This is a genomic window from Segatella copri, assembly GCF_024330485.1.
Taxonomy (GTDB): domain Bacteria; phylum Bacteroidota; class Bacteroidia; order Bacteroidales; family Bacteroidaceae; genus Prevotella; species Prevotella copri_L.
The window spans coordinates 28,334-42,122 of sequence record NZ_JANDWX010000020.1 but is presented as its reverse complement, the minus strand read 5'-3'; the positions used below and the strand labels follow the sequence as shown (position 1 = coordinate 42,122).

Here is a 13,789-nt window from a genome sequence, read left to right as displayed (position 1 = left end):
TCAAAATGAGCAGAAAACAAGAAAAACGGAGGAAAACGAACAAAAAAGTGAAGTTTTTCCTCCGTTTTTTAGTTTAATTCGTTTTTTTTTGTTAATTTTGCACCCGAATAATAAAAGCGTAATTAATATGAAGACAAACTTCAGACCGGCGTATATTAAGGACTTTGCTGCTTGCTGGAAAGTCATCGACCAGGCTCGCCAAAGTATGATAGAATCGGGACGTCATCAATGGACTGAGGAATATCCATCAGAAAAAGACATCAGAAAAGACATAGAAAATGGCAACGCCTTCGTTCTGACAGTAAACGAAGAGGTAGTTGTCTATGGAGCAGTCATATTGAATGGTGAACCCAAATATAAGAAATTAGTAGGCAACTGGATTACTGATGGCGATTATTATGTAATACATCGCTTTGCCACGTTGCCTAGTTTCCAGCGTGAAGGTTTGGCGCGTATTTTCATCAGTAAGGTGAACAGCATGTGCGAGGTAGAAAAAATACCTAGCATCAAGGTTGACACCAACTTTGACAATACGCCGATGATTAACCTTCTGTCTTCGATGGGTTTCTGCATCTGCGGACGTGTAAACTATGGAGGAAACAGAGGTCAGCGTTTCGCCTTTGAAAAACTCTCCATAGCCATGGAACCTGCAGATTAATTTCTGACCATCGAAAAACACAACATTTGATTAATATCCTCAAACATTCATTATGGAAGAGAAACTATTGCAGATGAAGAGCTTGGTTGAAAGACTCAACCAAGCTTCGGATAGTTATTATAACGGAAAAGGCGAACTCATGACCGACTATGAGTGGGACGCCCTTTTCGACCAGCTCAAGAGATTGGAAGAGGAAACAGGCGAAATTCTGCCTGACTCCCCTACTAATCGCGTGTCAGAAGATTCTATCGTAGGAAAGAAAGAGGAGCATGAATTTGCCGCCCTCTCTCTGGCAAAGACCAAACAGGTAAGTGATCTTGTTAAATGGGCAGAAGACCGCCCTATCTGGATTTCATGGAAACTGGACGGACTGACCCTCGTAGTAACCTATGACGGCGGAAAACTCACCAAAATCGTTACCCGCGGTAACGGACACATCGGCACCAACATTACCCACTTGGCTCCAGCCATTTCAGGCATTCCTGCTACCATTTCAGAGAAAGGACATCTTGTAGTAAGAGGAGAAGCCGTCATTTCGTATGCTGATTTCGAACAGTTCATCATCGAAAGCGAAGGCGATTACGCCAATCCACGAAACCTCGCTTCAGGCTCACTCACGCTGAAGGATATTGATGAGGTGAAGCAGCGCCACATCCAATGGATTCCGTTCACCTTGGTTTATACTGAGCGGGAACTTACCTCATGGGGCGAACGCATGCAGATGCTGAAAGACCTGGGAATGAATCCTGTAGAACGTGAGCGTATTGACCACCCTACCACAGAAAATATCCAGCTGGAAATAGACAAGTTTACGGAGAAGGTGACAAGCAAGAAGAATCCTTTCCCGGTAGACGGACTGGTGATTTGCTACGATGATACGGCTTATGCAGCTACGGGGTCGGTTACTGGCCACCACGCTACGAGGGCAGGATTTGCCTTTAAATGGCAAGATGAACATGCTGACACCGTACTCGACCACATCGAATGGTCGTGCGCAGCCAGCACCATCACGCCTGTAGCTGTTTTCAAACCGGTAGAACTTGAAGGAACCACCGTGCAGCGTGCCTCGCTCTGCAATGTAAGCGAATGCGAGCGTCTGGGCATTGGCGACAAGGGAACCAGACTGCAGGTCATCAAGGCCAATAAGATTATCCCGAAGGTAATCAATATTACAGAGGTTGTGGGGAGTTTTGTCATTCCCAACGAATGTCCGGTTTGCCATGCGCCAGCCGTAGTGCGCGAGAGTGAGAGCGGCACCAAGACTCTCCATTGCACCAATGCAGCCTGCCCAGCCAAACAACTTAAGAAATTTGCCCGCTTCGTCAGCAAGGAAGGAATCAATATTGACGGAATCTCAGAACAGACTGTCTGGAAATTCATCAATCATGGTTTTATCAGGGAATATGCAGATTTCTACAAACTGAAGAATTATGCGTTCGAGATTTCCTGTTTCGAAGGATTTGGCAAGAAGAGCGTAAGCAATCTTCTGGAGAGTGTAGAGAAAAGCCGCCATACTGATGGCCGTCATCTGCTCTACGCTTTGAATATTCCGCTCTGCGGCGGCGATGTGGCTAAAAAACTGCTCAGCCGTTACAAGGTAAAGGAACTGATAGAAACGGCGCGTCTGAGCATGTTCGATGATGAGTTTGCAAGCATTGATGGTATTGGACCTGAAAAGAGTGCCAAGTTTATCGCCTGGTTCAAGGATGATGTTCATTTCCAGCATGTGCAGCATCTGCTGTCCGAGCTGATTATCGAGGAGCAGGAGCCTGTAGAAACGGGAAATAAATGCCAGGGACTGACTTTCGTCGTAACGGGAGATGTGCATCATTACAAGAACCGCAACGAGCTGAAAGCTTACATTGAAAGCCAGGGCGGCAAGGTTACGGGAAGTGTGAGCAAGAGTACTAACTTCCTGATTAACAACGATGCTGCTTCGCAGAGTTCGAAGAACAAGAAAGCACATGAACTCAATATTCCGATTATCACAGAGGATGAGTTCATTGAAAAGTTTCAGGAGTAAACAAGTGAATTAAGCGAAATAAAAAGCGAAAGCCAGATTCCGGATTACGGACTTGGCTTTCGCTTTTCTAGTTTTAAGAACCTGCAAATTCTCTGTTATTATTCTCCCAGGAACTGACCCATGAATAGAATGGCGCCACTATTACGTTCTGTAATGAAATAAACGAATGGACGGTTGGCATGAAATTCTACACGCTTCATCTCGTGAGGACCTAGTGAGGTCAGCATCACAGCAGCTGTTACGGCAGCAGCCTTTGTTCCACGCTCGCTTACCTCAATCTTTGCCTTCTGCAACATCTTCGATACGTAGAAGCTGCCATTGGCAAAACGGCTGAAATCTGCCGTGCCTGACTGGAAGATGCTTGGAGCTCCCAATTTACTGATAATCTGGTTGAGCGACAAATCCATCTCTGTGGTAAACTTAGGGAATTTTAAATCTACCTGGCAACGGTCCATGTCATTACTCAACTTCTGAAGTTTATCAGCATCCATCTCCTTCATCACCTCGCTGATGCTCTTGCCAGCCTTAGGAAGAAGAACGGTCATCTGATAACTTCCATTTCCGTATGGCAGCTCTACAGCCTGCAACATATCATTTTCAGTATAGGCAAACTTCTTGTTCTGGTGCATCATGTTCACCTTCTTAATATCGCGGGTGTAACCGCTGAAGTTCTCGAAGTGGGTATTCTTCGCATCAAACTTCTCCTGCCAGGTTCCATTAAAATAAATAGCATTCAGGAGGTAAGAAACAGCTGCAGGGTCTACCTGGTCGATGATGCTAGGAATCATGCCTTTAGTCTGCTTCTTGCACCAGTCATTAATGCGAGTGGCAGATTTAGAATTGGTAAAGTCCATGCTCTCAACGCCAGCCTGATAAGAATCGGCTACGGTGTGAGCGAAATCGCTGTTCAATGTGAAATTCTTATTGATGGCAATAAAGTTGGCAATGTTTACGGTTGTCTGCTTGTCGAGCTTGCCAGCCGAAAGCATCAGCGCCTTATAACAGTCGTTGAGTTCCTTCACGCTCACGCCCTCGCAACCGATTGCCTTCAGAATCTCCTGCTGAGTCTTGCCGTCGGCACCATTTGCAAGCATTCCCATCAGATAGGCGATACTCATTGGCGAAACCACCTCAGAATCCATGCCGCTAATCTGCTGATAGAGTCTGAAAGCGAAATCGTTGTTCTTCTTCACGATGTTCTGCTGAGCCTCTGAGAGGACAAGATAACTCTCGTCCATTTCCTCATCTGCCGACGGACGGGCAGCCTCTGCCTCTGTTATCTTCTCAGCCTTTGTTGCGTTCTCATTTTGTGCATTCTTGCTTGAGCTGCAAGAAGTCATTGCCATTGCAGCTGAAGCTAAAATAGCTGCACTAAATACTTTCTTGTTCATATTTCTCTAATTTATTGGTTCATTTTAATGACTCAACGCTCCTGAACCCAAAGGGACTGTTCCTCTTTAAAAGGCTGTTCCCGAATCGGAATCAGAATCGTGAGTTCTGAAGATAAAATGAAAAATAGGCTAATCCTTGCATGGGAAAAGCCGATTTTACTATTTCTTAACAAAAAATATCGACCTGTACGGTTTAAATTACCCAATACGCCCTGAAAGGGCAGAAGCTCCTAGCCCAGGGCATCGCCCTGGGTAATTATGAGCGCAAACCCTTCGCCCTGTAAGGGCAAAAGCTTTAAAGAACCAAGCAATAAACAAAGCTTTTGCCCTTACAGGGCGTCTTATTGATTGCTATTATACCCAGGGCGATGCCCTGGGCTAAGAGCTTTTGGGCTTTCAGCCCGTTTCAACCATACAGTTAGAAAAAAAAACTATGTTCTTTACAAAAATAATCAATGCAGCGGTGCCTCTTCCGAAGGTCTGCCAGGCTTTATTCTGAGATGATATCTGTTTCCATCATATTCCACGCGCATGATGTTCGTCCTGTTGGTCTTCATCTCATCGCTCGAATTAGCCACAAGATGTTCGTATAGATCGATTGCCACATGACCCATCGTTCTGCGCAGATTAATTTCGATGCAAGGAACCACGCCCAGTCCGGTTCTGTTTACGTCCTCACCTTCCTGATTCAGCACAGCCTCGCAGAATTCATCCTTCTCCCCTTTCGTGCAGATCATCATGTCAACGCCGAACGGACCACTGTAAATATCCTTCAGCGCCGGCTCCATTACCTCGATGATGCGCTGTCTGATTCCGGCAAGCTGCGCCTCGCTAATGAGCGGTTTCATCATTTCCACCTTATCATCTTCAGAGCAGAGCACATTGCCCGAATAGGCATTCTTGATCGTATCGAATAGCGAAAGACCGCGATAGAGCGCCTTGCCATCTTTCATTTCAAACTCCATGGCGAAATCTCTCACCTTATTATATAGGGGTTCTACGGTTACGCCGCCCTGATGATAAATCATGTTTGCCACCCATCTTTCGAAGGTAGGATAATCTCCGGCAGTTCTGAAGTCCTCAGCACTCACATATTTCACTCCCCTCCCGCTGCTGCTCCAGGGAGCCTTGACAACGGCTTTGCCGTGCTGGAGAATGAGTTCTTTGACGCGAGCCGTCTCAGTAACATATTCCACGCCATGCTGCAGATGAAGGGCAGCCCATTGCCTGCTGCTCACCTCGCGTACCTTATTTAATACAGCATCAGTCGGCAACATAATCTCCAATATTCCCAAACGCTCCAACTCACCTTTCAGCGACAGGTTCCATCCCCAGGGATGAACACTGTCCAGAAATTCAGTCTTGAGCAGATGCTTCAGCTGAGGCTTGGTGATGAATTCAACCTTGCTGTTCAGTTCAGCCCCAAAATGGCGCACCCTGTTCTTCGCAAAATCAATATCATCCACAAGTACGAGGTCGCCCTCTTCCGCCCAAAGAGCCGGAATGAAAGCAAGATCACTTCTAAGTTGTCTACCCGCATGAGGCGCGGTGAACTGTTTCAGATTTGCAGCCAAAGCCAAATCATGTTCTGGATTGAAAATATGTAACTTCATGGTGCAAAGATATAAAGAAAAGTGCAAAAAAGGGCAGAAAATCCCCATTTTTACTTAGACAAGTGCTAAATAATGAAAAAAAAGTTACTTTTTGCTATCTAGAGTTTGCAAATTAGAAATATTTAATTACCTTTGCATCGTAAAAACAATTAGAAACGATATAAACTCATGGAAGAAGCATTCTTCAGAACACATACATACCTCGTAGAGCATACGGACGCACCAGTAAGACGCACTCTGATGGACGAAATCGACTGGAGCGACCGTTTGATTGGCATAAAGGGAACACGCGGTGTAGGAAAGTCTACATTCCTCCTTCAATATGCCAAGGAGCACTTTGGCCCTACTGACCGCAAGTGCCTGTATGTGAATATGAACAATTTCTATTTTCAAAGCAGAGGAATCGCAGATTTTGCAGGCGACTTTGTTCGCCACGGCGGCAGAACCCTTCTCATCGACCAGGTCTTCAAGCAGTCGGACTGGAGCAAGGAGCTGCGCAAATGCTACGACCTCTATCCAGAGTTAAGAATCGTGTTCACAGGTTCCAGCGTGATGAGACTGAAGGAAGAGAATCCTGAGCTCAATGGAATCGTGAAAAGCTATAATTTGCGAGGCTTCTCTTTCAGAGAGTTTATCAACCTGCAGACTGGCAACAGTTTCCAGCCTTATACACTCGATGAAATTTTGCGCAATCACGAGCACATCATCAAGCAGATACTGCCTAAGGTGAGCCCGATGAAGTACTTCCAGGACTACTTGCATCATGGATTCTATCCATTCTTCCTGGAGAACCGCAACTTCACAGAGAATCTACTAAAGACAATGAACATGATGACCGAGGTAGACATCCTCCTCATCAAGCAAATCGAACTGAAATATCTCACCAAGATCAAGCGGCTCTTTTATCAGCTAGCTGTAGAAGGTGCCAAGGCTCCCAACGTGAGCCAGCTTGCCGAAGAGATCAACACCAGTAGAGCTACGGTAATGAACTACATCAAGTATCTTGCTGATGCGCGACTCATCAACATGATTTACCCTACCGGGCAGGAGTTCCCAAAGAAACCATCCAAGGTGATGATGCACAACTCCAACCTGATGTACGCCATCTATCCTATCAAGATAGACAAGCAGGAGGTAATGGAAACATTCTTCGTCAACTCGGTCTGGAAAGACCACAAGGTAAGCCAGACCGGCAAGGACCACTACTTCATTGTAGACGGTGAGAAGAAGTTCAGAATCTGCGATGCGCAATCTCCAAACAAGGTGCGCAACAATCCCGACATCATCTACGCCCGATACAATACCGAGGTAGGCAAGGACAACAGAATTCCGTTATGGCTTCTGGGTTTCCTATATTAGGGAATGTTGAATGTGGAGTGTTGAATGTTGAATTGCCTAACGGCATCTGCAAGAAGACACATAAGGGCGCAAGCCTAACTCAACACTCAACATTCAACACTCAACATTAGAATAAGTTAGAATAAGAATGAATTAAATACAAAACATTTTTAATATTTTATCTAAAAGTAAAATGGCTAAAGAGAAAAAATTTATCACTTGTGATGGTAACACAGCTGCCGCACACGTAAGCTACATGTTTACTGAGGTTGCTGCTATCTACCCTATTACTCCATCATCACCAATGGCGGAGCATGTAGATGAATGGGCTGCCAAAGGTCGTAAGAACCTTTTCGGTCAGCGAGTTTCTATCCAGGAAATGGAATCAGAGGCTGGTGCTGCCGGTGCAGTTCACGGTTCTCTCCAGGCTGGTGCCTTGACTTCAACTTACACTGCTTCTCAGGGTTTGTTGCTGATGATTCCTAACATGTACAAGATTGCTGGTGAGTTGCTCCCTTGCGTGTTCAACGTATCAGCTCGTACATTGGCTTCTCACTCACTTTGTATCTTCGGTGACCACCAGGACGTAATGGCTTGCCGCCAGACAGGTTTCGCTATGTTCTGCTCAGGTTCTGTTCAGGAGGTTATGGACCTCTCTGCAGTTCCTCACTTGGCTACATTGGAGACAAAGGTTCCTTTCATTAACTTCTTCGACGGTTTCCGTACTTCTCACGAGTACCACAAGATCGAGGAGATGGATATGGAAGACATCCGTCCATTGGTTAAGGAAGAGTTCATCGAGGACTTCCGTAACCGTGCTTTGACTCCTGAGCGTCCTGTTACTCGCGGTACCGCTGAGAACCCAGAGACATTCTTTACTCACCGTGAGGCTTGCAACACTTACTACGATGCAATCCCTGAGGTAGTAGAGAAGTACTGCCAGGAGATGACTAAGATTACTGGTCGTGAGTACCACCTCTTCAACTACTATGGTGCTGAGGATGCTGAGAACATCATCATCCTGATGGGTTCTGCTACAGAGCCAGCTCGCGAGGCTATCGACTACTTGAACAAGCAGGGCAAGAAGGTTGGTATGGTTGCAGTTCACCTCTTCCGTCCATTCTCTGTTGACTTCCTGAAGAAGACTATCCCAGCTACAGTTAAGCGCATCGCTGTTCTCGACCGTACTAAGGAGCCAGGTGCAGAGGGTGAGCCATTGTACCTCGACGTTAAGTCAGCTCTCTACGATGACGAGCGCAAGCCATTGATCGTTGGCGGTCGCTACGGTCTCGGTTCTTCTGATACAACTCCAGCTAAGATTGTTGCTGTATTCAAGAACCTCGAGTTGCCACAGCCAAAGAACCACTTCACTGTAGGTATCGTTGATGATGTTACATTCACTTCTCTCCCAGAAGAGGAGGAAATCCCAATGGGTGGCGACGACTTGTTCGAGGCTAAGTTCTATGGTTTGGGTGCTGACGGTACTGTTGGTGCTAACAAGAACTCAGTTCAGATCATCGGTAACAATACTAACAAGTATTGCCAGGCATACTTCTCTTACGACTCTAAGAAGTCTGGTGGTTTCACCTGCTCTCACTTGCGTTTCGGCGACAGCCCTATCCACAGTGCTTATCAGGTAAATACTCCTAACTTCGTAGCTTGCCACGTACAGGCTTACCTCCACATGTACGATGTAACACGTGGTTTGCGTAAGAATGGTTTCTTCCTGTTGAACACTATCTTCGACGGTGAGGAGTTGGTTAACTTCATCCCTAACAAGGTAAAGCGTTACTTCGCTCAGAACAACATCACTGTTTACTATATCAACGCAACTAAGATTGCTCAGGAGATTGGTCTCGGTAACCGTACCAACACCATCCTCCAGTCTGCATTCTTCCGTATCACAGAGGTAATTCCTTTGGATCTCGCTGTAGAGCAGATGAAGGCATTCATCGTTAAGTCTTACTCTAAGAAGGGTCAGGACGTTGTTGACAAGAACTTCGGCGCTGTTGACCGTGGTGGTGAGTACAAGCAGTTGACAGTAGATCCAGCTTGGGCTAACCTCGCTGACGATGAGGCTAAGGAGGATAACGCTCCAGCATTCGTTAAGGAGCTCGTTCGTCCTATCAACGGCCAGGCAGGTGACCTCTTGAAGGTTTCTGACTTCGTTAAGCACGACACAGTTGACGGTACATGGCAGAACGGTACTGCTGCATTCGAAAAGCGTGGTGTTGAGGCATTCGTACCAGTATGGAACGTAGAGAACTGTATCCAGTGTAACAAGTGTTCATTCGTTTGTCCTCACGCAGCTATCCGTCCATTCGTATTGACCGATGAGGAGCTCGCAGGCATCGAGGGTCTCCAGACTCAGGATGTGAAGGCACCTAAGGCTTTGGCTGGAATGCACTTCCGCATCGAGACTTCAGTACTCGACTGTCTTGGTTGTGGTAACTGTGCTGACGTCTGCCCAGGTAAGAAGGGCGAGAAGGCGTTGACAATGGTTCCATTCAACGTAGACGCAGAGGATATGGTCAAGGAGGCAGCTAACTGGGAGTACCTCGTACACAAGGTAGCTTCTAAGCAGGATCTCGTTGACATCAAGCAGAGCCCTAAGAACTCTCAGTTCGCTCAGCCATTGTTCGAGTTCTCTGGTGCTTGCTCTGGTTGTGGTGAGACTCCATACGTTAAGTTGATTTCTCAGCTCTTCGGTGATCGTCAGATGATTGCTAACGCTACTGGTTGTTCTTCTATCTACTCAGCTTCTATCCCATCTACTCCATATACAAAGAACGCTAAGGGTCAGGGTCCTGCATTCGACAACTCATTGTTCGAGGACTTCTGCGAGTTCGGTCTCGGTATGGTAATGGGTAACAAGAAGATGAAGGAGCGCATCGCTCACTTACTCGAGGAGGCTAAGGCTCAGGAGCATGTTCCTGCTGAGTTCGTAGCTGCTGCTGACAAGTGGATGGCTAACATGAACGATTCTGAGGGTTCTAAGGAGGCTGCTGCAGAGTTGAAGCCTCTCATCGCTGCCGGCGCTGAGAAGGGTTGCCCTATCTGCAAGGAGCTCAAGACTTTGGATCACTACCTCGTTAAGCGTTCACAGTGGATCATCGGTGGTGACGGTGCTTCTTATGATATCGGTTACGGTGGTCTTGACCACGTATTGGCTTCTGGTGAGGATGTTAACATCCTGGTACTCGATACTGAGGTTTACTCTAACACTGGTGGTCAGTCTTCTAAGTCTACTCCGCTCGGTGCTATCGCACAGTTCGCTGCTCAGGGTAAGCGTATCCGTAAGAAGGATCTCGGTCTGATGCAGACTACATACGGTTACATCTACGTAGCTCAGGTAGCTATGGGTGCTGACAATGCTCAGACATTGAAGGCTATCCGCGAGGCTGAGGCTTATCCAGGTCCATCACTCATCATCGCTTACGCACCATGTATCAACCACGGTTTGAAGCGTAAGGGCGGTATGGGTCGTTCACAGCACGAGGAAGAGTTGGCTGTTGAGTGCGGTTACTGGCACTTGTGGCGTTACAACCCACTGTTGGCTGATGAGGGTAAGAACCCATTCACACTCGACTCTAAGGCTCCTAACTGGGAGAACTTCCGCGACTTCTTGCTCGGTGAGGTTCGTTACCTCTCTGTACAGAAGGCATTCCCTAAGGAGGCTGATGAGCTCTTCTCTCAGGCAGAGAAGATGGCTAAGCTCCGTTACCAGACTTACGTTCGTAAGAGCCAGGAGGACTGGAGCGAGCAGATCTAATCTAGCGAGATTTCAATAGGTTAAATATATCATCTCCGAAGACCTTGGTTGCGTTCTGCAATCAAGGTCTTTTTTGTTTAAAAATGCTCCATATTCATGTAAAAATTGGAAATAAGTGATGAAACATAGGGAAAAATCGTGATTTTGGGATTGAGTTCTTCAGGGGCAATTCTAATTGTTTTGTAAAGATAAAATTTCTGTTTTGGCAGTTTACCTATTCCATCTGTTCCGGAAATTATTCTCATTAAGTTCAGGCAGATTTGCAATTCACCGCTGTACAGCAAACTATTATGGATTTTTAATCCGCTAAAAGAAACAGAGCAAGAAGCGCAATCAGGCTGAGTAATGTAAATTATCCTTACCTACACAAAACAGAAAACAAAAGAGGTAAAAATCAGTGTTTTTTAGTGAGTTTTCGAAGAAAAAATGCAAAATAAGAGGGTTAGAAAGGTGTTTTACCCCCTCTACTAAGGGTGAAAAATGCCCCTCCTCGGACATAAAAACAGCCTCTGAGATGATATATTTTTAACAAAAGCAAAATAAAACAAGGATAAAAATGCAGAATTGAACAGTATAATAGCTAACTTAAGTGACTTAATATGTAGATAATTATTATACACAGAACGTTAGAGTAGAAATATAATAAAACGCACATAATATACTGACAACCAATACATTCAGGAATACACACAACCTATATCAGGTAAAACTCACAAGTTCATCTATCGTGTCATTAAGGGTCAAGGTCATTAAGGGTCATTTTCATTTTCGGGGGAGAAGAATCCCCTATAGTATATATATAAATAAATATTTATATATACTATAGCTCAAAATGACACTTTCATTTTTCTAAATGACCCTTAATGACACTGACCCTTAATGACACGCTGGCTTTTTATCCTTACACCTCACCATTAGATTGTTCTGTAACAAAGTTCAGCTAGAAAGCCAATAGAAATCAGTATCAATCAATCACTTACACTACTTCTCCGAAAGAAAGTCAGGGTAAAAGCTTGCATTCTGCCCAAAAATGTTGTATCTTTGCACCGGCAATCGAAAGAACAGCCTTTTGTGCCTTGCTCGGGTCTTCTCTTAAGACCAACACGGGTCATAAATGATGGCAGGCGCTGGTCATCAATGAAGACCCCGAAAACGGCAGGAACGGGGCATTCTGGGGAGTTGCTTAGAGAAACAAAAATTTGAACAAGAAGAAAATAATATGATTACAGTTGATGGATTGACCGTAGAATTTGGCGGCACCACCCTATTCAAAGACATTTCCTTCCAGATCAACGAGAAGGACCGTATAGCCCTGATGGGAAAGAATGGCGCAGGAAAGAGCACATTGCTTAAGATCATCGCCGGTGTGAGAAATGCTACTCGTGGCACCGTTTCCGCTCCCAAGGATTGCGTCATCGCCTATCTGCCTCAGCATCTGATGACCGAAGACGGCAGAACCGTATTCGAGGAAACCTGTCAGGCGTTTGCCCATCTGCACGAAATGCAGGCTGAGATTGACCGCATCAACAACGAACTCACCACCCGTACCGATTACGACAGCGATGATTACATGCAGCTCATTGAGAAAGTATCCTCTCTCTCAGAGAAATTCTACGCCATCGACATGACTCATTTCGAGGAAGATGTAGAGAAGACGCTGCTCGGTCTCGGTTTCGAGCGCTCTGATTTCAACCGCCCTACAAGCGAGTTTTCGGGAGGATGGAGAATGAGGATTGAGCTGGCAAAACTGCTTTTGAAATCGCCAGACGTACTGCTGCTCGATGAGCCAACCAATCATCTCGACATCGAATCTATCGGCTGGCTCGAAGACTTCATCATCAACAGTTCGAAAGCAGTAGTTGTCATCAGCCACGACCGAAAATTCGTTGACGACATTACAACAAGAACCATCGAAGTAACCATGGGGCGCATCTACGACTACAAAGCCACTTACAGCCAATATCTGGAACTGCGCAAGGAACGCCGCGAACAGCAGATGAAGAAATATGAAGAACAGCAGAAGATGATTGCTGAAACCAAAGACTTTATAGAACGCTTCAAAGGCACTTATTCTAAAACCTTCCAGGTGCAGAGCCGCGTGAAGATGCTAGAGAAACTGGAACTTATCGAAGTGGATGAAGAAGATACAAGTCGCCTCCGACTCAAGTTCCCGCCGAGCCCACGAAGCGGTGCTTATCCGGTTCAGATGAGCGATGTGGCGATGTCGTTTGATGGCAAGAAGATTTTCAGCGGCGTAAATCTTACCGTAGAAAGAGGCGACAAGATTGCCTTCGTGGGAAGAAACGGAGAGGGTAAGTCAACACTCGTGAAATGCATCATGGGTCAGCTTCAGAACGAAGGAAAGTTGGAATTGGGACATAATGTGCAGATAGGTTATTTCGCCCAGAACCAGGCTTCTCTGCTCGATGGCGAACTTACCGTATTCCAGACCATTGATGATGTTGCCAAGGGTGAAATCCGCAACAAGATACGCGATTTGCTTGGAGCATTCATGTTTGGCGGAGAGGATTCTACCAAGAAGGTGAAAGTATTGTCGGGAGGTGAGCGCACCCGCCTTGCCATTCTCAAACTGCTGCTGGAGCCGGTGAATCTGCTGATTCTCGATGAGCCGACCAACCACCTCGACCTGAAGACCAAGGATGTGCTGAAACAGGCCTTGCTCGATTTCGACGGAACACTCATCGTGGTTAGCCACGACCGTGATTTCCTCGATGGTCTTGTCAGCAAGGTTTATGAGTTCGGTCATGGTCGCGTCCGCGAACATCTCTGCGGCATTTACGAATTTTTGGAATCGAAGAAGATGGAAAATCTTCAGGAACTGGAGAAGAAGCAATAACCCTGATTCTTTTGTTTCCTTATCAAAAAATATTTCAAGCATAAAATAAAAAGTCCTGATGTTTCAAACATACGAAACATCAGGACTTCATTTTTTCTATCTATTCGGGGGAAAACATTCCCCGCAAAATTCTATTC

General features: G+C 45.9%; 7 protein-coding genes. 5 read left to right on the top strand and 2 right to left on the bottom strand.

Going from position 1 to position 13,789, the window contains the following annotated elements; genetic code table 11:
* Nucleotides 1-127 precede the first annotated feature (127 nt).
* Nucleotides 128-658 (top strand): GNAT family N-acetyltransferase, encoded by a 531-nt coding sequence (locus tag NNC77_RS11215; protein WP_254971042.1) that lies wholly within the window; start codon nucleotides 128-130, stop codon nucleotides 656-658.
* A gap of 52 nt (nucleotides 659-710) precedes the next feature.
* The gene (gene ligA / locus NNC77_RS11210) at nucleotides 711-2,681 is read left to right on the top strand and encodes an NAD-dependent DNA ligase LigA (protein WP_254971040.1); all 1,971 of its coding nucleotides are present in this window, start codon (nucleotides 711-713) and stop codon (nucleotides 2,679-2,681) included.
* Between the two features lie 98 nt (nucleotides 2,682-2,779).
* On the opposite strand, the gene NNC77_RS11205 is transcribed toward ligA, so the two are convergent.
* Both NNC77_RS11205 and NNC77_RS11200 read right to left on the bottom strand, forming a co-directional pair.
* Nucleotides 2,780-4,072: a serpin family protein gene (locus NNC77_RS11205; RefSeq protein WP_254971038.1), complete on the bottom strand. Its 1,293-nt coding sequence runs from the start codon at nucleotides 4,070-4,072 to the stop codon at nucleotides 2,780-2,782.
* 452 nt (nucleotides 4,073-4,524) lie between these two features.
* Complete coding sequence (locus NNC77_RS11200) at nucleotides 4,525-5,685, bottom strand: hypothetical protein (protein WP_254971037.1); 1,161 nt, start codon at nucleotides 5,683-5,685, stop codon at nucleotides 4,525-4,527.
* Nucleotides 5,686-5,853: 168 nt separating this feature from the next.
* Between NNC77_RS11200 and NNC77_RS11195 the strand changes: the two genes are divergently transcribed.
* From NNC77_RS11195 to NNC77_RS11185, 3 genes are all read left to right on the top strand, one after another.
* Nucleotides 5,854-7,044: an ATP-binding protein gene (locus tag NNC77_RS11195; protein WP_117727939.1), complete on the top strand. Its 1,191-nt coding sequence runs from the start codon at nucleotides 5,854-5,856 to the stop codon at nucleotides 7,042-7,044.
* Nucleotides 7,045-7,216: 172 nt separating this feature from the next.
* The gene (nifJ, locus tag NNC77_RS11190; protein ID WP_254971035.1) at nucleotides 7,217-10,795 is read left to right on the top strand and encodes a pyruvate:ferredoxin (flavodoxin) oxidoreductase; all 3,579 of its coding nucleotides are present in this window, start codon (nucleotides 7,217-7,219) and stop codon (nucleotides 10,793-10,795) included.
* A 1,219-nt stretch (nucleotides 10,796-12,014) separates the two neighbouring features.
* On the top strand, nucleotides 12,015-13,652 hold the full coding sequence (locus NNC77_RS11185) for an ABC-F family ATP-binding cassette domain-containing protein (RefSeq protein WP_022121988.1): 1,638 nt from the start codon (nucleotides 12,015-12,017) through the stop codon (nucleotides 13,650-13,652).
* Nucleotides 13,653-13,789: the final 137 nt, after the last annotated feature.